Raw genomic sequence first — 23,338 nt, 5'->3', positions numbered from 1 at the left:
GCCCCGCCCTCGTTGTGTCGGTATATAGACCCCACTCCACAAAACTGTCAACAACGTTTTTGAACTTATTATGAAAAATATGACAGAGCCTGTGAATTTCGCTTTCGCATATAATTATGTGTCCCAAACTCCGCGTGGCCCTGTGGATAAACAGCGGGGTCACAAACATGCCCGATTTGCGAAATAGCGCTCCTTCACTGCGTGGTGGCTATCCACATAATGAGAGTTAAAGACACGTCGCGTTGACACAGCGATCTTACGGGGGCAAAACTGCGACCGCATGAAATAGCAAGGCGAGGCCGCAAGGCTCGTATGCTGATCATCTCGCAAAGCCTTAATCTGATAAATGGCGATAGGTTCGACACGTAATCGTATGAATGAGTATGAGGGGCATTCTCTGATCGATCCAGGCAATGAGCCTCCGCTGATTACAGACGGGCGCCGAGGCCCTCCGGATCGCCGTGAGGTTTCCGCGCGTTGGCTTGCGGGCACGTTTTTAACCGGCATTACGTCGAGCATGCTTATTGGTGTTGCGCTCTTTGCTGCTCTTGATGGGCGCGAACAACTGGCTACGCCGCCTGAGCTTATGGCGCGCAACGCAATGCCAAGCGCCAATAATAGCGATGTTGTTAAGGGCGCCCGTGTTGCGGCGACCACCCCTATTCAGAAAAACCGCGACCGCCGACGCCTTGATGTATCAACGATGTTTAAAGAGGGTGAACGCGATGTTATTCGTACAATGCCTTTTGAACTCGTTCATATAGCGCTCGCAGATGTTCACAACACCAATCGCAGATATCCTTCATTTAATCCGCTGAATGTGTTTGCCGAAGCAAATGCCAACACCGATCCTGCCCCCCGAACCGGCTTGATCTATGGTGCCAAGGTTGAGAGTGAGGTCAGCCTGCGAACATTGGACTTTCCCTTGGCAACAGCCCAATACGATCCTTCTGACGATCTGAGCGTTGATGAGGTTGAAGAAGTCGTCCGGAATACCGGCGCGTTGCTTTCCGATGGTGCCATTCAAGTCGCCTCACTTCATTATGTGGATCCATTGCGCTTTGGTTCCGATGAGGACCCTTACAACTTGCGCAGCCCCCTTGCGGTCAAGATTATTCAAGAAAATGTAAGCGTATCGCCCAGAATGGCTGAGGACGCTGTGAGCGCCGGCTATTCGGAGGAGCTGATTCCATTCCGGCGCGACAATGACGTACTCGCTGCGCTTAGCGATGCCGGCTATGAAGGAAGCGACGCCGAAGGCATGGCAGGGGCAATCTCAAAGCTGCTAAATTCCACGCGACTGAAAGCTGGCAGTGTATTGCGGCTTGGTGTTGAGTCGGAAAACAATACCGACCGGATCATTCGTGCCAGCGTTTATAATCGTTCGACCCATATTCTCACAATCGCTCTCAATGATAATGAGCAATATGTTCCCGCTGACGAGCCGGAGATGACACCGGGACTTCAGGTCGCATTCGACGATAGCCCGCCCGTCATGCGCCGCGCTGAAGACCTGCCGACCGTCTATGATGGTATCTATAGAGCAGGACTGGCATATGGCATGACCGACACGATGATCCAGCAGCTGATAAAGATGCTGGCTTCCGATGTCGATTTCCAGGCTCAACTATCGCCAACCGACCAGCTGGAAGCATTGTTCTCTTTGCCAACAGGCTCCGAAAAAGCCGATGAACAGTCTGAAATTCTTTATGTAGCTGCCAATTTCGGCGGTGATCTGAAAAAATTCTACCGGTTCCATAGTGATGATGGCACCACGGATTATTACGACGAGAATGGCAAGAGCTCTAAACAGTTCCTGCTGCGCAAGCCTGTTCCAAATGGCGTCTTCCGGTCACCCTTTGGAATGCGTCGGCATCCAATTCTCGGCTATTCGCGCATGCATACCGGCGTTGACTGGTCAGCGCCTCGCGGCACTGCAATCATCGCGTCGGGCAATGGCGTGGTGGAGCGGGCCGGATGGACCAACGGTTACGGCAATCAGACTTTGATTCGCCATTCCAATGGTTATGAAAGCAGCTATTCCCACCAAAACGCTATTGCGAGCGGTGTAACCCCCGGTTCAAAGGTCCGGCAGGGACAAGTCATCGGCTATGTCGGTTCAACGGGTCTTTCGACCGGTCCACACCTGCATTATGAAGTGATGGTGAATGGGTCGAAAGTCGATCCGATGCGCATACGCCTTCCAAGCGGCGGCGAACTTCGCGGAGATGAGCTCGTAGCGTTCAAGCGTGAACGCGAACGAATCGACCAGCTCATTCAGGATGATGGAACACCGCCGACCAAAGTGGCAGCCAGCGGCTGATCCTATTCGTGGAACTCTACCGTCACGCCTTTTTGCACGAGCTTTGACAGTTCCGTCGCGTCCCAATTGGTAAGACGCACGCAACCATGGCTGTTGGTCTTGCCGATCTTGGAAGGTTCCGGCGTTCCATGAATGCCATAAGTCGGTTTCGACAGTGCGATCCAAACCGTCCCGACCGGACCATTGGGGCCGGGCGGAATTGTCAGCACCTTGTCATTTTCGCCCTGCTTGAAGTTCAGCTTTGGATTATAGGTATAATTGGGATTGAGTGCGATGCGCTCGACCTGAACTGTTCCGGAAGGCGAAGGCGTGTCTGTTGATCCGATTGTCGCCGGATAAGCCACAATCAGCTTGCCCTCGGCATTATATCCACGCACCTGTTTGCGCCCCTTGTCCGCAATGATCTTGGTCACCGCGCCACCGGCATTCTGTCCCGTATTAACAACCTGAATCGTTACCCCAGGCGTATTAAAATCAACGCCCGGATTAATCTCTTTCAGATAATTCTCATCCATATGGAACCGTTCCGCCAGCAATTCCGTCACTGAAGTAAATGCCATGCGCTCAAGCTGAGCCTTGTGAGCATAGTCCTCGGGAATGGAAGCGACATAGGGGTATGCGGCATCCTCCGATGAGATCGTATAAGATGTGAAAGCGGGACCGCCGGTTTGCTCTAGCGAAGCATTGATCCCCTCTTCATTCAGCGGATCAAACTGCTGTCCTGTCATTTCTTCAAATGCGGCGACGGCTTTATCAACGTTACCGCCCTTATGGCCGTCGATAACGCCAGGTGAGACGCCAATTCTGTCGAGCAAGACCTGAATAGCCGTAATCTTCGCCTTGGCGCCCTGCCCTTTCGGCAGTTCGACAGTTGGAGCTGGATTTGGATGAGCTGGAATTTGCTCTTGAGGCGCATCGCTCAACCCGTCAGCTGGAAAATCAGGATCAATGAGATTGGGATCAGATGGCTGCAAACCGGGTTCGCCATTTGCAGGCGGCAAAGGCTCACGGGACACACTTCCATAGTCCTGCTCGGAGGGGCCAGATGGTTGCCCGCCATAGGGATCGTTGGGAATTGCGCCTGTACCGTAAGGATCTTGCGGCGCTTCGGGAAAGTAATCCGGGCTTTCGCCATATTGATCGTTTTGCGGCTCTTCGACAGATACAATCCTGCCGCGGCGATCTACCGTAACCCGGCGGCCATATTCATCAAAATAGGATCGGAATGCTTCACGGCGCGGACGACGTTCTTGCGGCTCGAATAATTGTGCAACCTCAAAGGATTTCTGGTTGTTCGCATTCACGCCAGGTTCGGCAGCCGCCATTCCCATGCCTATGGTGCCCGCTGAAGCAGCGAGCAGAATCTTCATCAACGAACCGTGGTAGAACGTCATGCCTAAGCTTCCGATTTCTCTAATAACTTGTCATTAATCATAAAATGACGCGTTTTCATGTTTTTATGGTTAATGAACAGAATGATCGTCGCATTTATCGGATGAACGAGACATGAAAATGGCCGCTATGTGGCGGCCATTTTGTATCTTGAGAAAGCCGCCTACGCAGCTTCATTGTCCTCAATGACCGGACTCGCTTTCGAAGCCTTGAAATTGAGCCGGTCCGATCCAGACGTAATCTTGACAGTCGAGCCGTCCAGTATTTCGCCGAGAAGAATCTTCTCCGCTAGCGGATCCTGCACCTGCTTTTGGATAACGCGCTTGAGAGGGCGTGCGCCATAAGCGGGATCATAGCCCTTATCAGCAAGCCAATTTGTAGCATCGTCGTCGATTTTCAGAACGATCTTTCGATCGGCGAGAAGAGACTGCAAACGCTGGAGCTGGATCGCAACAATGGTGCCCATTTCCTTGCGCTTCAAACGGTGGAACAGAATCACCTCATCCACCCGGTTGAGGAACTCCGGCCTGAACGAGGCTTTGACCACGTTCATCACATTCTCGCGCACATCCTCAACATCCTGGTCCTCACCCAGCGAAACAAGATATTCCGCGCCAAGATTGGATGTCATGATGATCAGCGTGTTGCGAAAATCGACAGTGCGACCCTGTCCATCGGTCAGGCGACCATCATCAAGAACCTGAAGCAGCACATTGAACACATCAGGATGCGCCTTTTCGATCTCATCGAAGAGAACAACCTGATAGGGACGACGACGAACCGCTTCAGTCAGAGCTCCACCTTCTTCATAGCCAACATAGCCGGGAGGCGCACCGATCAAACGGGCCACCGAGTGCTTTTCCATATATTCCGACATGTCGAGGCGAACCATTGCCGTTTCATCGGAAAACAGGAACGAAGCCAGCGATTTTGTCAGCTCGGTTTTACCCACACCTGTCGGTCCGAGGAAGATGAACGAACCGATAGGCCTGTTCGGATCCTGCAAACCGGCACGGGCACGGCGCACTGCTCTGGATACAGCTTGCACGGCCTCGCCCTGTCCAACCACCCGTTTGGCAAGTTCATCTTCCATGCGGAGCAACTTGTCGCGTTCACCTTCCAGCATCCGGTCAACCGGAATGCCGGTCCAGCGGGAAACGACCTGTGCAATATGATCCGGCGTTACGTTCTCCTCAACCATTGAGGTCGAACCGTCATTCTTCTCCGACTCAGCCAGTTGTTTTTCCAATTGCGGGATCGTGCCATAGGCCAACTCGCCCGCCTTTTGAAATTCACCATTACGCTGTGCCGATGCCAATGCATTGCGTGCGTCATCAAGCTGACGTTTGAGATCAGCTGCCAGACCAAGCTTCTGCTTTTCCGCCTGCCACGTATTGGTAATTATGGTCGACTGCTCTTCCAGATCGACAAGTTCTTTTTCCAGTCTCTCGAGACGGTCGCGGGAAGCATTGTCTGTCTCAACCTTCAAAGCCTCGCGTTCGATCTTCAGCTGCATGATACGCCTATCGATTTCATCCAGCTCTTCGGGCTTGGAATCCACCTGCATGCGGAGTCGCGCAGCACTCTCATCGATCAGATCAATGGCCTTGTCCGGCAAAAACCTGTCCGTGATGTAACGGTTCGAAAGAGTGGCAGCAGCGACAAGCGCCGAATCGGAAATGCGCACCTTATGATGCTGCTCGTATTTTTCCTTCAAACCGCGAAGAATCGAGATTGTATCTTCAACAGTTGGCTCATCGACAAACACGGGCTGGAAACGCCGCGCAAGGGCAGCATCTTTCTCGACATGTTTGCGATATTCATCAAGCGTGGTGGCGCCAACGCAATGAAGTTCACCCCGGGCAAGCGCTGGCTTCAGCAGGTTCGATGCATCCATCGCACCTTCGCTTTTGCCCGCGCCAACAAGCGTGTGCATCTCATCGATAAACAGAATGATATCGCCATTTGCAGACGTGACTTCGGAAAGCACACCCTTCAGGCGCTCCTCGAATTCACCGCGATATTTTGCACCTGCAATCAATGAACCCATATCGAGGGCCATCAATTGCTTGTCCTTGAGTGATTCAGGCACATCACCATTGATAATACGCAGCGCCAGTCCCTCGGCGATAGCTGTTTTACCAACGCCAGGTTCACCGATAAGCACCGGATTGTTCTTGGTGCGGCGCGACAAGACCTGAATTGTCCGGCGAATTTCATCATCGCGGCCAATGACAGGATCAAGTTTCCCCGCCCGCGCATCGGCAGTCAGATCCCGTGCATATTTCTTCAAGGCATCATAGCTGTTTTCCGCCGAAGCAGAATCAGCCGTCCGGCCTTTGCGGATATCGTTGATAACTGCATTGAGACCCGCAGCCGTAACGCCGGCGCGGCTCAATATTTCGGAAGTCTTGGATGATTTTTCGATAGCCATGGCCGTAAGCAGCCGTTCTACCGTGACAAAGCTGTCACCAGCTTTCTGCGCCACTTCCTCGGCTGTAGCAAAAACTTTTGCCAGCGGCTGGGCAAGATAGAGCTGGCCATTACCGCCTGTTACTTTAGGCAAAGCGTCCAGGGCCGCCTGCAGCCCAAGCCGCACATCGGCAATTCGCCCGCCGGCCCTTTCGATCAAGGACGCAGCAAGACCTTCTTCATCGTCGACCAAGACTTTCAGAAGATGCTCTGGGGTAAATTGCTGATTATTGGATGAGAGGGCAAAAGTCTGCGCGGACTGTATGAAACCGCGAACCCGTTCGGTATATTTTTCAATGTTCATTCTTGTCTCCTTTTACCCGGCAACCCGATTTCGGCATTGCCTGGCGTGTTGGTGACGGATCCCCTGCAACGAGGCAGATCCATTCGCTCGATGCTGATATGGGAATATTATCCCCGGGGTACAAGACCGGATATTCTGCTTTTATGACGCTTTAAATCTAGCATGTATGCCCCCTCCTTGCCACGCCCGCTTTTGCGTCTGGCTATTGCTTGGTGGGAAAGACGGGCGGTCATCGAAGCGCGTCTTTGTAGTAGGTTAAGCGATCCGAAGACCGCCCGTCCGGCGATTTTGCATTCTGCCCGTTCCGCTTGGGAGGCCTCGGCTACCCAAGGCATGCCATTTGCGGCATGCCATGCGTTAGCCTTGCGCCCCTTAAAGTGCTCGTCCAGCACGCACCGTTCCTAGTAACGGCAGGGGAACCCTTGGACAGAACGTCCCCGGATAACGGGTCCGTAACCCGCCATCGGAGGCGCCCATCCTTCCCCAAACTTCGAACGGCTCCGGAAGCTGTTCCCCGCGGGAAGGACAGGAGCAGAATAATTCAGAGCGGGAACTGTTGGATAAGTTTGTCGAGATTATTTTAGGAAGGCCTGATTTGCACAAGCCAAGTGCGTCCTTCGACAAGCTCAGGATGAGGAAGGTGGGTTGATTGCAGGGAGCTATATTCTGGAACGCCGAAGATTACCTGTGCAGTTCGCCAATCTTCCTCATGGTGAGCTTGTCGAACCACGCACCAACTTCAAATGCAGTCAAATAAAAACGCCACCCGCAGGTTTCCCTGCGGGTGGCGCATTATTCAACTCGATCGGATCAAACGTCAGATTCAGCCGCAGCGCGGCGCTTTTTGACTTCAGCCACAATACTGGCCGGAGAAAGATCCGACGCAGCTTCCGGAGCGTTTGCCGCTTCCGCAGTGCCTTCAGTTACCCGTGGCTCACGCGGACGGGCAGGTCTGCGACCACGCGGTGAACGGCGAACAGCGGGCTTTGCCTCCGCAGCTTCTTCCGAACCAGCAGCGACAGCTTCAACTTCCTGATTTTGAGCAGGTTGGGCCTGCGGCTGACGCTGGCTGACAGTGTCATCATCATAAGCAACCTCGGCGGGCGTGCCTTCGATGACGGGCTGAGGACCGCTGCCATTGATCGGCTGGTGCACAACGCGCTCGGGTCGGTCACGGCGTTCTGAACGTTCCGGACGATCCTGGCGTTCGTGGCGCGGCTGGCGCTCCTGCCGGTCTTGACGTTCAGGGCGTTCCTGACGCTCGGCACGATCCTGACGTTCAGGACGTTCCTGGAACTCCTGCTCGTTATTGCCGACATTGTTGCCGTCGTCTTCGTAATTATTGTCGTCATCCTGTTCCTGATCATCGCGATCATCGCGCTGATATTGAACGGGTGCTGCGGCCTGTGCAGCCATGATGATTCGATTGTAGTGTTCTGCATGCTGAAGATAGTTTTCAGCCATAACGCGATCGCCCGCACTTTGTGCATCACGTGCAAGGGTCGTATATTTCTCTGCTACGTGCTGAGCATTTCCCCGAATTTTAACGTCAGGACCGTTGCTCTCATAGTTACGGGAAAGTGGGTTAGGACCTTTGCTGCGGTTATTGTTGTTACCGCGTCCGCGCATGCGCCTATTCTGCTGTACTGGCCTCATACTTATCTCTTTTCAGAAAATCAGGGGCGCTCATTTGCTCAACATTTCGAGTCAAAAAGCTTCGCTTCTCAAGTGCCGATCTGAAGCGCGCCCCGCGCTTCAATCGCATCCAAAGTTCATAAAACTTTTGTGCTACCCCAAGAACCATTTCTCCAAAACAAATGTAGGGAGAAATCAAACCCCGGAAATTTGCGTATCAATTATCTTGATAGGCAGAACCAGAGTTGTTCGGTTTCGAGCGGTAACTGGAAACTAGCGGGCTTCTCCGCAAATTCCAAGCCTTTTTTCATTATTTTTCGATTGTTGTGAACAGAAGGGCGCGGTCGTGCCCTCCGAAATCCTGCCTCACACCGCTCATCACGAAATTCCTGGCGCTAAAAATCGCCTCAATATCCTGCCGCTGCCCTGCCCCGATCTCCAGTGCGACCACGCCACCAGGACGCAAGTAACCAGCGGCATGATCAGCAATGATCCGATAGGGCTCCAGCCCGTCTGGACCTCCATCCAGCGCCCGAACCGGATCATGAAGAACAACTTCTCTTTGCAACTGCGCAATATCGCTAGTGCGGATATAGGGCGGATTGGAAATAATCATGTCATATGAACCAGTTAGCTCCGAAAACCAGTTGGATGACAATGCCGCAAAACGCGAAGAAACATTCGAAAGCACCGCATTTTCACGCGCGGTAGCAAGGGCACCGGCTGATATATCCACGCCCACGGCGCGCAATTGCGGCAACTGATCGAGCAGCGAAAGGGCGATCGCTCCTGTTCCTGTTCCAAGGTCAACAATGTCGGCGACACCATGGTTGGAAATGCGGTTTTGGAGAAAGGGCAAAGCCAGTTCCACAAGCGCTTCCGTGTCGGGACGCGGCTCGAGCGTTTCTGTGGAAAGGCTCAATTCAATGCCGAAAAATGCCCGCTTGCCGATAATGCGATGCACCGATTCACCCTTGATTCGGCGAGCAAGCATGGCCTCAAGCGCCTCATATTCATGCTGGCCAAGCTCGCGATTCGGGTTACGGATTATTTCCAGCCTGTCGCAGCCTGCAATCCATTCAAGCAAAAGACGAGCATCAAGCTCCGCAGATTCTATTCCCGCTTCGGCGAGAGAAGCACGCGCGCTCCGCAGAACATTCATCAATTGGTGTCTGTAGTCAGAAGCCGTCATTCATCTGTGCCAGCAAAGCGGTTTGGTAATCGGAAATGAGCGCGCCAATCAACTCATCCAGATCGCCTTCCATGATGCGGTCCAGCTTATAAAGGGTCAGATTGATCCGATGGTCCGTGACCCGTCCTTGCGGAAAATTATAGGTGCGGATGCGTTCGGAACGATCCCCTGAACCGACCTGGCTGCGGCGGGCTTCGGAACGTTCGCTATCTGCTTTTTGACGCTGCATATCGAACAGGCGCGAGCGCAGCACCTGCATGGCGCGGGCGCGGTTTTGATGCTGCGACTTTTCGGCCTGCACAACGACAATTCCAGATGGAATATGGGTGATGCGAACGGCCGAGTCGGTTGTATTGACGTGCTGTCCGCCCGAACCCGATGCACGCATCGTATCGATACGGATGTCATCGGGGCGAATGTCAATGTCGATCTCTTCAGCCTCCGGCAGCACCGCGACAGTTGCTGCCGATGTGTGGATGCGTCCGCTGGCTTCGGTATCGGGGACCCGCTGGACACGATGGACACCCGATTCAAACTTCAGTTTGGCGAATACGCCCTTGCCGGAAACCATGGCGATAACTTCTTTGTATCCGCCCGCTTCGCCGTCACTGGCCGAGATCAGCTCAACCCGCCAGCCATTGGCCGACGCGTAGCGTTCATACATGCGGAAAAGATCGCCGCCAAAAAGTGCCGCTTCCGAACCGCCAGTACCTGCGCGTATCTCGAGAATGGCGTTGCGCTCATCGGCAACATCCTTGGGCAAAAGCAGAACCTGAATATCCTTTTCAAGCTCTTCAATGCGCTCTTCGATTTCCGGCAATTCAGCTTCGGCAAGCTCGCGCATGTCGCGATCGGTTGAGCCGTCATCCAGCATTGCCTGCAAATCAGCCGCTTCGCTGCGGGCGGCAAGAAAATCGCGGATCTTGAATACGACCGGCTCCAGTTCGGAATATTCCGAAGCAAGCTTCACATATGTTTCGGAATCGGGATTGCTCGCCATCTGCGTTTCCATCATCGAAAAACGCTTCAGCAGCTGATCCATGCGATCCTGCGGAATAGACATCAGATTAGCCTCACAGTGATATGCCTGCCCGCTCTGCAAATTTGGTCAGGATGTGGCGCAGCGAGCCGGTATCGCCATGATTATCCATGGCATCAGCGAGTTGCGCCCCAAGCTCGTTCACATCAAGCGAACCAAGCATTGCCTTGATCGGCCCGATGGAAGCAGGCGACATTGAGATCGAGCGAAACCCAAGGCCAAGCAGTGCGAGCGCCGAAATTGGCTTTCCGGCCATTTCGCCGCAAAGCGTTACATCCGTATTATTGCGGATGCCTGCTTCGACGATCTGGCGAAGCACGCGCAGGAATGGCACGGAAAGATTATCGAAGCGGTTGCTAATGATCGAATTGCCTCGATCAACCGCCATGACGAATTGGAACAGATCGTTGGAACCAACCGAGACGAAATCAACCACCGACATCAGTTCGTCAAGTTGCCACAGCAAGGAAGGCACTTCCACCATGGCGCCGATCTTGACCCGGGTTGGCAGATTGTGAGCAAAGCGCGAAAGGTGCTGCACCTCGCGGTTGATCAACTCGCTCGCTTTGCGAACTTCGGCGATTTCAGTGACCATTGGCAGCATGAGGCGCAGCTCGCGGCCGCCAGCAGCTTTCAACAAGGCGCGAACCTGTGTGCGCAATAGCCCCGGGCGATCAAGCGTCAGGCGGATCGCCCGCCAGCCCAATGCCGGATTTTCTTCATGGGTCTCGCTGCGGAAATAGGGCAGTACCTTGTCGCCGCCAATATCGAGCGTCCGGAAAGTCACCGGCTTGTCGCCTGCAGCTTCAAGCACGGAACGATAAAGCCGCTCCTGCTGCTCCGCCCGCGGGAACGTTGATGCAACCATGAATTGCAATTCCGTCCGGAAAAGTCCGATACCGGCCGCGCCTGCCTCAACGAGTTGCGGCAGATCGACCAGCAAACCCGCATTCATCAGCAAGGTGATCGGCACACCGTCCCTGGTCACCGAAGGACGGTCGCGCAATTCGCGATAAAGTGCCTGACGCTTGGCTCGGAACTTGACCTTCTCGGAATAGGCCGCTTCAACGTCCGATTGCGGACGTAAATGCACCTTGCCATCATCGCCGTCGACAATGATCGCATCATTGTTTTCAGCCATGGACACGACGCCCTTGACCTGACCGGCAACGGGAATACCCATAGCGCGGGCAACGATCACCACGTGACTCGTCGCAGCGCCATCTTCCAGCACCAGGCCTCGCAGGCGTTCGCGCGGATAATCCAGCAGCTCGGCAGCGCCCATGGAACGCGCCACAATGATCGCATCCTTGGCCAGCGATCCAGCCATGGTCTTCACGTCACGGCCCATCAACTGACGCAACAACCGATTGGCGAGATCATCGAAATCGCTCAACCGCTCACGCATATAAGGATCGGTCAGATGCATCATGCGCGCACGTGTGTCGCTCTGCACTTTTTCCACTGCCGCTTCCGCGGTCAAGCCGTTGCGGATCGCTTCTTCAAGACGGCGAACCCAGCCATTATCATGGGCAAACATGCGATAGGCTTCCAGCACCTCGCGGTGCTCGCCCTCAAAGGCCACGTCACGGCGCGACAGCATGTCATCAATAGAAACACGCAATGATCCAAGCGAGCTTTCGAGCCGGTCGATCTCGGCATCAATATCTTCATTGAACAGGTTGGTCACAACAATGCGCGGCTCGTGCAGCACAACATGCCCAAGACCAACACCATCATTGAAAGCACTGCCGGCAAAGCTCATCGGCTTGCCCATATCGAGTTCTACGCCCGGACGCGCCAGCCGCGTAAGACTGCCCGCTGCAACCATCTCGGCCAACACCATGGCCGTGGTTTCCAACGCCTCAATCTCATCTTCGCGGTAGACCCGCTTAGTCCTGTTCTGGACAACGAGAACGCCGAGGGTTCGCCCTGCCCGCAGGATAGGTACACCAAGGAATGAATTGTAAATTTCTTCCCCTGTTTCCGGCAGGTAGGCGAATGCCGGATGGGTTTGCGCATCTGTAAGATTGAGTGGACGCGCACTAGCAGCAATCGTACCAACAAGACCTTGACCAAGGCGCAGTTGCGCCAGATGAACGGCCGAGGGGTTCAAACCTTCGGTGGCATAAAGCTCAAGCACGCCATCGGAACGCAGCACATAAAATGAGCACACTTCCGCGACCATGTTCTGAGCAATGTCGCGAACAATGCGGTCAAGCCTCTCCTGTGGCTCAAGAGCCTCCGCCATCAATTCGCGGAGCCGCTTCAGCATGACACGAGGGCCGGTTGTCTGCTCGCGCGTGGGCACCATTTGCTCCATAGCATTTATTGGCAAAGCCGGAATGACCTTGCCAATGTGAACTTTAGATCATCTTAGTCGGCAGAAATACCGGCAAACAGAATCTCTTCTGTCAATGCTTATCCAGACCGTAGACAGAATGCAAAGTGCGTACTGCAAGTTCTGCGTATGGGCCGTCAATTAGAATGGAAATCTTGATTTCCGATGTGGTGATAGCTCGGATATTAATGCCCTTGTCAGCAAGCGCCCGGAAGGCCGTTGCTGCAACACCCGCATGGCTGCGCATGCCGATGCCGATTACCGATACTTTGACCATGCCAGCTTCCGACTGGATAATATCGCAGCCGATTTCGGCTTTGACCTTTTCCAGCACCGCAAGCGCCTTATCAAGATCACCGGATGGAACGGTGAATGTCATATCGGTCTTGGTGCCGTCTTCAGACACATTCTGTACGATCATGTCGACATTGATATGGGCCTCAGCAAGCGGGCCAAAAATACCTGCCGAAATACCCGGACGATCCGCAACGCGGCGAAGCGATATCTGTGCTTCGTCCTTGGCATAGGCAATTCCTGTGACAACCTGCTGTTCCACGATTTCTTCCTCGTCGCAAATAAGAGTACCGGGCGGATTGATCAGATCACCCATGCCCGGTGCATCGGGGTCTTCGAAACTGGACCTGACAAATGTGCGCACTTTATGCACCATGGCAAGCTCGACGGACCTGACCTGCAAGACTTTCGCGCCAAGCGAAGCCATTTCCAGCATTTCTTCAAATGAAATGCGCGAAAGACGGCGCGCCTTGGGCTCAACCCGGGGATCGGTGGTGTAAACACCGTCGACGTCCGTATAGATATCGCACCGATCCGCCTTGACCGCTGCTGCAATGGCGACAGCACTTGTGTCCGAGCCGCCGCGTCCGAGCGTAGAAATGCGATTGTCCGGGCCGATACCCTGGAATCCGGCAATAACAGCCACCTGACCTTCCTCGAAGCGCTCAATCAGGAAGGAGCCGTCAATATCGGTAATACGCGCAGCACCATGCGCATTGTCTGTCTTGATGGGTATCTGCCAGCCTTGCCAGGAGCGTGCATGAACGCCCATCGCCTGCAAAGTGACCGCGAGAAGACCGGCCGTTACCTGCTCACCGGAAGCAACGATAGCATCATACTCGCGCGCATCGTGCATGGGCGAGGCCTGACGCGTCCAGGCAACGAGTTCGTTGGTTTTGCCCGCCATGGCCGAGACAACCACTGCGACTTCATGACCGGCATCGACTTCACGTTTGACATGCCGGGCCACATTACGGATGCGGTCGATATCGGCCACCGAAGTGCCACCGAATTTCATCACAATGCGAGCCATGGGAATTACCGTTCTGGAAAGGCCTGAAATTATATTGGAAGAGAACCAGTCGAATGAACAGGTTCCGCGCCAGTTGAATGCGGCTTCCCATAACCAAATTATGACATAACTGCAAGAACGCGGGACGATTTGCGCCTTGACATTTTTTATGTGAATGGGCCACTCGATAGGAAGAGCAAAGGATAAGGCAATGGCCCAGGCAGAGCGCAGTACAATTGATGCCGCAGAAGTGGAGCGTTTTTCACGCATGGCTGCGGAATGGTGGAACCCACAAGGCAAGTTCCGCCCGTTGCACAAGTTCAATCCGACCCGTCTTGCCTATATCAAGGAAAAGGTCTGCGCTCACTATAATCTCGACCCGAACAGCCCCCAGCCATTCAAGGGTCTGCGATTCCTCGATATTGGTTGCGGTGGCGGGTTGCTGTGCGAGCCGATGGCACGGCTTGGCGCGACGGTAGTCGGTGCCGATGCTGGCGAAACCAATATTGAAGTTGCCAAAATTCACGCCGCCCAAAGCGGATTGGACATAGACTATCGCGCGACGACAGCAGAAGCCCTGGCCGAAGCCGGCGAAAAATTCGACGTTGTTCTCAACATGGAGGTCGTCGAGCACGTGGCTGATGTCGATCTGTACATGTCCGCCTGTTCGCAAATGGTCAAACCGGGCGGCATGACCTTCGTCGCTACGATAAACCGGACATTGAAAGCCCTTGGCCTTGCAATTTTTGGCGCGGAATATGTGTTGCGCTGGTTACCACGCGGCACGCATCAATATGAAAAACTCGTGCGCCCTGAAGAGCTGGAAACGGCACTCGTCGCAGCCGGTCTGAGTGTAACCGAGAAAGTCGGCGTGACCTATAATCCCTTTGCCGATAGCTGGAACCGCTCAAACGATACCGATGTGAATTATATGGTGCTGGCTGTTCGAAACTAAACCACGCCAGACCTAAGCAATCGTCTATCCTGCTTTTGTCGCCATCAGTTGCGCCTTCGTGGTCATGCCCACACCAACTGTAATAATTGCCGCCCCCAGCCACGTCGTCAGCCCATAGGTTTCTCCCAAAAACAGGGTTCCTGCCAGTAAGGCTACCGCCGCTCCAACATATCCTATCTGGCTGAGATAAACCGCGCCACCAACCGCTTGCAGCCGGAAGTAGAGTGCAAACATGCAGGTGGAGGCCAGAATTTGCGCTAGCACCAGCCACGGCACATTAGCCAACGGCGCAACTGGAAAGCCACCGGTCATGAGCCAGATAGCTGGCACCAGCATGACCGCCGTCACGATATGGCTCCCTGCCGCCAATTCAGTCGGGTCAGCACCTTTGGGCCAATCAATGGTGCGATAAACATTGCCCAAGGCAAGAAGAACCGGAATCAACAGGCCGATTATAACCCAGAGCGGTTCGGCTGGCTGGCCCACCTGACCGCGGGTAAATCCAACGATCACTGCGCCGATAAAACCAACCAATATGCCCAAAAGTCCAAGCAGGCTGGGGCGTTTGAGTTTGAACAGGATCGACAGCATTAAGGTGAATACTGGCGAAAGCGTATACATGATGCCCGTATAGCCAGACCCAAGATGCGGGATAGCCGAAAGCGTCATGACATTAGGCACGGCATAGGAAATAAATGCGGCGATAAGGTAATAGCGCACCATATGCACGTCCAGCCGCGGGCGTTTGCCCATAAGCAGGAAGGCAATCAGCAAAACGGTTCCCGCACCGGTTGAAATAACGAAAGCCCAGAGCGAAGGCGCAATCCCGGCAGAAAAAGCCAATTTGCCGAATGGCAAAGTCAGCCCCAAAAACGCCCCTGTTAAAAGCAGCAGCAAGGGCGCGGAATTCAAAAATTGCATGGAAAATCACCCGGGCGGTCAGAATCGACCACCGCACCATAGACCTTAGTGCTATGAGATCAATTGTGATCTTCGGGAAAGACAGGAAGCGGCATGACATCCACGCCATCTTCCAGCAGGGCTTCCACATCTTCGGGAGTGGCTTCGCCATAAATGCCCCGCGCCTCGGCCTCGCCGAAATGAATTTTGCGTGCCTGTTCCGCAAATTCCGCGCCAACATAATCCGCATTCTCGCGGACCTTCTTGACCATTTCCTTCATTTCCTTGGCCATTTCGCTCATGGCAATGGCAATTTTCTCTTTTTGCCTGCCTGTCGAAACAGAAGGTGCCATTAGAGCTTTGCCGACCTTGTTCGAGCCGCATGATGGGCAGCTTACGAGACCTTTTTCAGCCTGAGAATCGAAGTCGTCATTGCTGCGGAACCAGCCTTCAAATTCATGGTCCTTGTCGCAATGAAGAGAAAAACGGATCATGACGCGTCTGCCAGTCTTTCGCTCCGGCCATCATTCTCGACAAGCACGCCGAACGGGCGGGCATTTTTCAAATTAGGCACTTTGGCACGGGCAGCCGCACTCAATGCCGGATCAATATCAGCAATGATGATCGCAGGATCGGCATGTGCCGCTTCAGCCAGAACTTCACCCCAGGGCGCGACAATGATGGAATGGCCAAATGTCTCGCGGCCATCTTCATGGACGCCACCTTGCGCAGCAGAAATCATGAATGCACCATTTTCAATTGCGCGTGCACGTTGCAGCACATTCCAGTGGGCTTCGCCCGTCTGGCGGGTAAAGGCCGCAGGCGCAGTGATGACCGATGCACCAGCCAGTGCCTGCGCCCGGAACAATTGCGGGAACCTGACATCATAACAAATGGCCAGACCCAGCTTGGCAAATGGCAAATCAAGAACCACCGTATCGTTGCCAGGCGAATAGACAGCAGATTCGCGCCAGCTCTCGCCATTATCCAGATCAACATCGAACATGTGGATCTTATCGTAGCGTGTCAGGATATTTCCGTCCGGACCGAAAAAGAAGGCACGATTGGCAATTTTGCTATCCTCAACCGCAATGGCCGTCGAGCCGATATGAAGGTGAATTTTGTGACGCGCCGCCAATTCGGAAGCTGTGCGAACAATTATGTCCTCGCTCTCGCCCCTTAAGACGCTGGCAAGGGCCTTGCGATCCCGCTGCAGCGCCCCGGTCATTTCCGGGGTTTGCACATAGACCGCCCCTTTGCCAACAGCATCGTCAACATAGTCAACGAGATCAGCAGCATTGCGCTGCGGGTCGACGCCCGAGCGCATCTGGATAGCGGCAGCACGAAATACACTCATTCCACTGTCCTTAAACGAGTTCGCCAGTCTTCAACAGTCCGTCAAGTCGGCCCTGGCTTTCAAGCGCGTACAGATCATCACAACCACCAACATGGGTCTTGCCTATGAAAACCTGAGGAAATGTTGTGCGCCCATTGGCACGAGCCAGCATTTCCTGCCGTGCATTTGGTTCCACAGTTGCATTGTGCTCAACAAAGGCTACGCCTTTTTTCTCAAGCAAGCCTACAGCTGTCGTGCAAAAGCCACAGCCGTTACGCGTATAGATTGTCACATCGACCATCATGGCACTCCAATTTTTCCCTTATATAGGCGTGAAAACCTGACGGGAAAAGGCCCGTTCGTTGCGCAAAAGCCAGCTTAGACAGACAATTCGTCTCCCATAACCCTGGCGAAGGTCAATACATCGACACTTTTTGCTCCAGCCCGCAGGAGTGCGCGGGTTGCTGCCTTGACCGTCGCGCCAGTCGTATAGACATCATCGATCAGAAGGACATTGCGCCCTCGAACCTTTATCTCCTGCGCCTCAGGCACTTTAAAGGCACCGCGAACATTTGTAAGGCGCTGGCTCGGACCAAGCCCCACCTGTTGCCGCGTTTTTTTGATGCGTTTGAGGGCGTCAGGTTCAAAGGCTTTGCTGCTGACATTCGCCAGATAACGGGTAAGCTCTGCCGATTGGTTGAAACGGCGCAACCAGAAACGCCTCGCATGCAGCGGCACTGGCACGATCACGTCACAATCATCGATCAGTTCGCGCCCTGCCCGCGCCATCCACCCTGCCATCCAGCGGCTTAGATCGGTGCGATCATTATATTTGAGCCGGTGAATCATATCGCGAATGACGCCTTCATGAATTGCAACGGCGCGGGCACGAGCAAAGGGCGGCATATCCGCGATTGCTTCAGCCGAAAGAATTTCAGAACCCAGATCATGGCTGAAGGGCGTTCCAAGCACCGGGCAATAGGGCTTTTCGATAAATCTGACCTTGGTCCAGCATGTTCCGCACAAGGAACCGGGTTCAGCCACATGCTTGTCACATCCGGCACAAACAGGCGGGAAAAGCACATTAAACACCTCCCGCACGGCACTGCGCGCGCCTATGCCGATGCTTGTGCGGACAGTTTTCCCAATAGTTTTCATTGCAATTCATGTCCAAGCGACGCATCTACCGGGCAATTATACATTCATCAGAGAAATTCGGAATGGATCGGCATCAGCTATTCGATCGAACTTTAGTCCTACAAAGAAGATTACGCGCGCTCAAACAGCACGGAACTTCTGCGGATTTTCTGCTCGCACGCGCAGCCGACGATCTTGAAGAGCGACTATCGGCTGTCGAGCGCCAGTTCGAAGTTGCGATTGACCTCGCCAGCCACACAGACCTTGCAGCCGAAGCGATGCAGCGCTCGGGCAAGGCTTCAATCATCATTCGCATTGAAGAAGCTGCGCCGTTCCTGACAACCCGCTTTCCCGCAATTGTCGCCGATCAGGAAATATTGCCACTTGGAGCTGCAAGCATTGACCTTGCGGTTTCCTTGCTGTCGCTGCATTTGACAAATGACACACCGGGGACCTTGCTCCAGATAAGGCGGGCATTGAAGCCGGATGGGCTGTTTCTCGGCGCCATGGCCGGTGAGAACACTCTGACCGAACTACGCGAATGCCTGATTGCCACTGAGAGTGAAATCAGCGGGGGCGTATCACCGCGTGTCGCGCCGTTTGCCGATGTGCGCGATGTCGGCGGTCTGCTGCAACGGGCGGGTTTCACATTGCCCGTCACGGATATTGAAACCTATACGGTGCGATATGATAATCTTTTCGCGCTAATGCGCGACTTGCGGGCGATGGGCGTCCAGAACAGCCTTTTCGGGCGTTCCCGTAAGCCGCTGACCCGGCAATTCTTCATGCGGGCAGCAGAAATCTATGCCGAACGCTTTAGCGATCCTGATGGCCGCATTCGCGCGACATTTTCATTCATTTGGATGTCTGGCTGGGCGGCGCATGAATCGCAACAAAAGCCGCTCAAACCCGGCTCTGCGAAGGCTTCACTGGCAGATTTCCTTAAAGAAGCTGAAAAAGATTAAAGCCCCTAACAGTCGCCTGTTTTTGTGCCATCGCTTTTGAGAATGCAAACCGAATTTGGCGTGCTTTGCAGCACGCTGCGGCGGACCGTATAGGTCGATGGATCAGCTTTCTTGATTGATCCTGTCTGGATTTCGTCCAGCGAACGTCCTGCCGAATAATCCACGACAGCTTGACTGCTCCGATTGGCAAGCGGGGCTATGATCAGCGCCAATGCGACGGCAGCAGAGCCAAACAGCAATGTAATCCGCAGGATTCCTCCAGCTGCCCCGGACAAACCGCCGGTTCGCATCATCAGATCATCATCGATGTAATCGTTTTTGCGCGCCATAAACCACCTGAAAAATGCGCCTCAAGAATGTTTAAAAGTCGCTCAATCAGGTGAAGGATGAATTAACCGTTAGAGTTAACGGGCGAGAATACAACTTAACATTGTATAAAATTACAGAAGATCGATCAAAAACGGTATGAGCGGAATATCGGCTGCGGGCATTGGATAGTCACGCATATCTTTAGGACGCACCCATTTCAGCGCCTGCCCCTCCATCGAACGGGGCATGCCTTCATAACGCCGGCAAATGAACAGCGGCATGAGAAGATGGAATTTCTCATAGGTGTGGCTGGCAAATGTCAGAGGTGCAAGACAGGCGGGTTTGACCGTAATGCCAAGTTCTTCTTGCAGTTCTCTGATAAGGCTGGCTTCCGGAGTCTCGTTCGGTTCAACCTTACCTCCGGGAAACTCCCACAGCCCGGCAAGTGATTTTCCCTCCGGACGCTGCGTCAACAGCACCCTTCCGTCGCTATCGACCAAGGCACAGGCCGTGACCAGCAGAATCGGGAGTGTTTTGTCAGTCATATTCTGCCCGCCAGTAAGCGTATCGGTATGCTTCTTTGAATCCCATGGATTGATAAAGGGCGATAGCGCCTGCATTACCCGCTTCAACTTGAAGCCACGCCTTGCGGGCACCTTGCATGACTGCCCACTTCAGTGCCGTTTTCACAATGGCGCGCCCATGCCCGCGCCGGCGCTCAAGTTCTGCCGTTTCGATTCCAAGCAGCCCAGCCATCGCGCCGTCACATATGCAAATAGCCGCTGAGACAGGTACATCTGCGTCTTCGCGGACAAACAGGCCTTTTGCCGGTCTTATGGCGTTGATCACGTCGACCAGGCTGGATTTCTTTTCAGGTGATTCTGCCTGAACACGCAACGAGGCAGCGGCGAACCGATCAGTATCCCTCTCCGGTTCCTGCTCTCTCGCATCGGATAGATCGACATCCGCCAAATCCGCAATCATCACCAGCGATTCGTCGAATCGTGTCCATCCGGATTTTTCCAGATATGATTCAAGCTTTTGCGGTGCCAATGGAGAAAGTCTGAATATAAGCGCACGACCTGCGGCCCGAAACCGCTCCGCGGCCGCGGCCACCCGCTTTTCAATATTCTCCGTATCACCCGGATCAAGCGGATTAACCGAGTTCAGCCGTTTTGCCGGATGATTTGGAGTGATTCGGATACTCCAGCTTCCGTCATAATGGACGGATGAAGCTGGCCACGCCCGGAAGCCCAGCGCCTCTATCTGCCTGACTTGCGTTAAAGCGAACGGCATCAGCTGCGGTAATCACCATTGATCGCCACATATTCCTTGGTCAGATCGCAAGTCCAGACTGTGGCTTTGCCTTTGCCAAGACCGATATCGGCGCGAATTTGGATATCTTCGTTCTTCATATAGGCCGAGGTCGCAGCTTCCGAATAATCCGGATCGCGTTCTCCTTCGCGGGCAACGCGGATATCGCCGAACCAGATTGCCAGAAGATCGCGGTCTGCTGGTTCGCCAGCCTTACCCACAGCCATGACAACCCGGCCCCAATTGGCGTCCTCACCAGCGGCTGCTGTCTTGACCAAGGGAGAATTGGCAATGGACAAGGCAATCTTTTTGGCCGATTTGTCCGATTTTGCGCCGGTGACCGTGATCTCCAGCATCTTGCGGGCACCCTCACCATCGCGCACGACCTGCAAAGCCAGATTCTTGAGAATGCGTTCCAAAGCCTTTTCAAAGGGCTTGAGACGCTTGTCTTTCAGCTTGGTGACAGGCGCCGCACCGCGTTCGGCAGCCGAACCGGTCGCAAAAAGCAGCAAAGTGTCGGACGTGGACGTGTCACTGTCGACAGTTACTGAATTGAAGCTCTTGCCCACCGACTTGGAAAGAAGTTCCTGCAAAACATCGGAAGCGATCGGAGCATCTGTTGCAACGAATGAAAGCATCGTTGCCATATCCGGCGCGATCATCCCCGCGCCCTTGGCGATTCCGTTGATGGTAACGGGAACCCCGCCTAGCAATACGGTTTCCGTGGCAACTTTTGGGAATGTGTCGGTCGTCATGATCGCACTGGCCGCATCCTGCCAACGTCCGGAGACTGCCTGCTTTGCCATGTCGCCAAGCAGATGGCTGAACTTTCCGGCATCAAGCGGCTCACCGATTACGCCAGTGGAGGCAAGGAATATCTCACCTGGCTTGCACCCTACAGCTTTGGCAGCAGCAGCAGCAGTGACCTTGGTTGATTCCCTACCCTTTTTGCCCGTGAATGCGTTGGCATTGCCGGAATTGACAATAACGGCGCGCGCATAACCACCTTTCAAGCTGGATCGGCAGAAATCCACCGCAGCAGAGGGGCATTTCGAACGGGTGAAAACGCCCGCCACAGCTGCTGGCTTATCGAAAACCATCATGACAACATCGGTTCGGCCCTTATATTTTATGCCTGCCTCAGCAGTCGCAATCCTGACCCCCTGAATCTCGGGCATTGCTGGATAATGTTTGGGAGCAAGGGGCGAAACTGCTGTGGACATCTACAACCTCGAAGATGGAAATGAAGGATCTAAAGGAGTAAAGGCCCGCTCTTTACCAGCGGGCCTTTGATTTTTACTGCTGGCCTTCGGTGGCTGCCTTGAAAGCTTTTTCAACTTCGGGGTCGGCATAGACAATCTTCAGCGATGTCCGCTCCTGCTTGATCAAATCCGTATACCGATCGCGGATCAACATGGACTTGACCTGATCCTTCACCTGATCAAATGCCGGCGGCTGCTTGGCACGCTTGTCTTCAAGCTTGATCACATGGAAACCGAATTGAGTCTGCACCGGAGTCTTCGAGTATTTTCCAATCTCGAGCTCGTTTGCTGCCTTTTCGAACTCTGGAACCATTTGCCCCTGTCCGAAATATCCAAGGTCACCACCCTGAGCTGCGGAACCGTCTGTCGATTTTTCCTTGGCAATGTCCTCGAACGAGGCTCCACCATCCAGCTGCTTGATGATTGCTTCCGCTTCTTCCTTGGTCTTCACCAATATATGACGGGCGCGAACTTCATTCGTCGCTGGCATTGCAGCGATTTCCTTGTCGTAGCGCGCGCGGACATCCGCATCCGTGATCTTGTCGATAACCTGCTGCTTGAAATATTCATTGTGCAGGGCGCGTTCTTTGAGGAAGGCCATGCGCGACTTGAAATCCGCCGTCTGATCGAGCTTATCTGCCTCAGCCTTCACAGCAAACGCCTTGATATCAATAATTGCTGCAAGGGCGGCAACGCGACGCTGCTCTTCAGGCAATTGGGAAATCTGCGGGTCGAGATCTGCGGATGCCTGATCCAGATCCTTCTGCGTAATCTTGTTGCCATTCACAGTGGCAATAACCGTTGTCGGGTCCAGCGGGGCAGCTTTTGCAGCCGGTGCGGGGGTCGCATCCTGGGCCAACGCGCTGTTTTGGACCATGGCCACAGTGGAAACGCCCGCCAAAAACGTGGCTACAGTCATCAATGAAATCGTCTTACGCAATAGTTTCATTTTCAATTTTCTCCTTGGGAGGATCGGTACGAGCTATGAATATGGCAGAATTTGGCCGTAGTGAAGCAACGCTTCAACATTGACATCATTCAAGGCCCCTCTTATCTGTCCAACGGCTTTGCGTCCAGATAGCTTGGCAGAAGTTGCTTTATACCTTTGACTTGTTAGCTCAGATATATGGCAGCTTTGTAGTTCCGGACATCAGAC

At 54.0% G+C, this 23,338-nt stretch carries 20 protein-coding genes; 3 read left to right on the top strand and 17 right to left on the bottom strand.

The genetic code is table 11. The features are described from left to right. Positions 1-346: 346 nt before the first annotated feature. Positions 347-2,323, top strand: coding sequence for a M23 family metallopeptidase (locus ACTJI9_RS21980; protein ID WP_307280025.1), 1,977 nt, complete (start codon positions 347-349; stop codon positions 2,321-2,323). 2 nt (positions 2,324-2,325) lie between these two features. Here ACTJI9_RS21980 and ACTJI9_RS21975 read toward each other — a convergent pair whose 3' ends face one another. The 7 genes from ACTJI9_RS21975 to ACTJI9_RS21945 form a co-directional block, all read right to left on the bottom strand. Beyond that, positions 2,326-3,717, bottom strand: coding sequence for a L,D-transpeptidase family protein (locus ACTJI9_RS21975; RefSeq protein ID WP_440810944.1), 1,392 nt, complete (start codon positions 3,715-3,717; stop codon positions 2,326-2,328). A gap of 161 nt (positions 3,718-3,878) precedes the next feature. Next, entirely contained in the window at positions 3,879-6,491 is a 2,613-nt protein-coding gene (gene clpB, locus ACTJI9_RS21970; RefSeq protein ID WP_115055799.1) for an ATP-dependent chaperone ClpB, read from the bottom strand. A gap of 810 nt (positions 6,492-7,301) precedes the next feature. Beyond that, positions 7,302-8,147, bottom strand: a complete 846-nt coding sequence (locus tag ACTJI9_RS21965; RefSeq protein ID WP_336442370.1) for a DUF4167 domain-containing protein — start codon at positions 8,145-8,147, stop codon at positions 7,302-7,304. Between the two features lie 289 nt (positions 8,148-8,436). Continuing rightward, positions 8,437-9,318, bottom strand: coding sequence for a peptide chain release factor N(5)-glutamine methyltransferase (gene prmC, locus ACTJI9_RS21960; RefSeq protein WP_440810941.1), 882 nt, complete (start codon positions 9,316-9,318; stop codon positions 8,437-8,439). Beyond that, complete coding sequence (prfA, locus tag ACTJI9_RS21955) at positions 9,305-10,384, bottom strand: peptide chain release factor 1 (RefSeq protein WP_115055570.1); 1,080 nt, start codon at positions 10,382-10,384, stop codon at positions 9,305-9,307. The genes prmC and prfA overlap by 14 nt, the downstream gene beginning before the upstream one ends. Positions 10,385-10,391: 7 nt before the next feature. Next, positions 10,392-12,671, bottom strand: coding sequence for a phosphoenolpyruvate--protein phosphotransferase (gene ptsP, locus ACTJI9_RS21950; RefSeq protein ID WP_115055421.1), 2,280 nt, complete (start codon positions 12,669-12,671; stop codon positions 10,392-10,394). A gap of 100 nt (positions 12,672-12,771) precedes the next feature. Further along, positions 12,772-14,025, bottom strand: coding sequence for an aspartate kinase (locus tag ACTJI9_RS21945; protein ID WP_115055423.1), 1,254 nt, complete (start codon positions 14,023-14,025; stop codon positions 12,772-12,774). 190 nt (positions 14,026-14,215) lie between these two features. On the opposite strand from ACTJI9_RS21945, the gene ubiG reads away from it, so the two are divergent. Next, a complete protein-coding gene (ubiG, locus tag ACTJI9_RS21940) occupies positions 14,216-14,959 on the top strand; it encodes a bifunctional 2-polyprenyl-6-hydroxyphenol methylase/3-demethylubiquinol 3-O-methyltransferase UbiG (RefSeq protein WP_115055425.1) in 744 nt (247 codons plus the stop codon). A 24-nt stretch (positions 14,960-14,983) separates the two neighbouring features. Here the strand turns inward: ubiG and ACTJI9_RS21935 are convergent, their stop codons facing one another. The 5 genes from ACTJI9_RS21935 to ACTJI9_RS21915 form a co-directional block, all read right to left on the bottom strand. Next, entirely contained in the window at positions 14,984-15,880 is an 897-nt protein-coding gene (locus ACTJI9_RS21935; RefSeq protein WP_440810937.1) for a DMT family transporter, read from the bottom strand. 59 nt (positions 15,881-15,939) lie between these two features. Next, positions 15,940-16,353, bottom strand: a complete 414-nt coding sequence (locus tag ACTJI9_RS21930; RefSeq protein ID WP_115055428.1) for a DUF1178 family protein — start codon at positions 16,351-16,353, stop codon at positions 15,940-15,942. Further along, positions 16,350-17,216, bottom strand: a complete 867-nt coding sequence (locus ACTJI9_RS21925) for a carbon-nitrogen hydrolase family protein (protein ID WP_307280052.1) — start codon at positions 17,214-17,216, stop codon at positions 16,350-16,352. The genes ACTJI9_RS21930 and ACTJI9_RS21925 overlap by 4 nt, the downstream gene beginning before the upstream one ends. A 10-nt stretch (positions 17,217-17,226) precedes the next feature. Then, positions 17,227-17,496: a glutaredoxin 3 gene (gene grxC, locus ACTJI9_RS21920; RefSeq protein ID WP_440810951.1), complete on the bottom strand. Its 270-nt coding sequence runs from the start codon at positions 17,494-17,496 to the stop codon at positions 17,227-17,229. A gap of 77 nt (positions 17,497-17,573) precedes the next feature. After that, positions 17,574-18,353, bottom strand: a complete 780-nt coding sequence (locus ACTJI9_RS21915; RefSeq protein ID WP_440810934.1) for a ComF family protein — start codon at positions 18,351-18,353, stop codon at positions 17,574-17,576. 62 nt (positions 18,354-18,415) lie between these two features. On the opposite strand from ACTJI9_RS21915, the gene ACTJI9_RS21910 reads away from it, so the two are divergent. Continuing rightward, entirely contained in the window at positions 18,416-19,297 is an 882-nt protein-coding gene (locus ACTJI9_RS21910; RefSeq protein ID WP_336442363.1) for a methyltransferase domain-containing protein, read from the top strand. 5 nt (positions 19,298-19,302) lie between these two features. Here the strand turns inward: ACTJI9_RS21910 and ACTJI9_RS21905 are convergent, their stop codons facing one another. The 5 genes from ACTJI9_RS21905 to ACTJI9_RS21885 form a co-directional block, all read right to left on the bottom strand. Further along, a complete protein-coding gene (locus ACTJI9_RS21905) occupies positions 19,303-19,626 on the bottom strand; it encodes a hypothetical protein (RefSeq protein WP_307280062.1) in 324 nt (107 codons plus the stop codon). 111 nt (positions 19,627-19,737) lie between these two features. Next, a complete protein-coding gene (locus ACTJI9_RS21900; protein WP_336442361.1) occupies positions 19,738-20,151 on the bottom strand; it encodes a (deoxy)nucleoside triphosphate pyrophosphohydrolase in 414 nt (137 codons plus the stop codon). Beyond that, positions 20,144-20,902 carry a GNAT family N-acetyltransferase gene (locus ACTJI9_RS21895; RefSeq protein WP_440810931.1) on the bottom strand — a complete coding sequence of 253 codons (759 nt, stop codon included), beginning with the start codon at positions 20,900-20,902 and terminating at the stop codon, positions 20,144-20,146. Before ACTJI9_RS21895 ends, ACTJI9_RS21900 begins: the two co-directional genes overlap by 8 nt. Then, positions 20,902-22,143: a bifunctional glutamate N-acetyltransferase/amino-acid acetyltransferase ArgJ gene (argJ, locus tag ACTJI9_RS21890; RefSeq protein ID WP_115055440.1), complete on the bottom strand. Its 1,242-nt coding sequence runs from the start codon at positions 22,141-22,143 to the stop codon at positions 20,902-20,904. The genes ACTJI9_RS21895 and argJ overlap by 1 nt, the downstream gene beginning before the upstream one ends. Positions 22,144-22,216: 73 nt before the next feature. Next, positions 22,217-23,131, bottom strand: a complete 915-nt coding sequence (locus ACTJI9_RS21885) for a peptidylprolyl isomerase (protein WP_307280070.1) — start codon at positions 23,129-23,131, stop codon at positions 22,217-22,219. Positions 23,132-23,338: the final 207 nt, after the last annotated feature.

The organism is Phyllobacterium sp. 22552 (assembly GCF_052044585.1).
In the GTDB taxonomy this organism is placed as follows: domain Bacteria; phylum Pseudomonadota; class Alphaproteobacteria; order Rhizobiales; family Rhizobiaceae; genus Phyllobacterium; species Phyllobacterium ifriqiyense.
The sequence above is the reverse complement of the archived record's forward strand: the minus strand, read 5'-3'. Positions and strand labels throughout refer to the sequence as shown.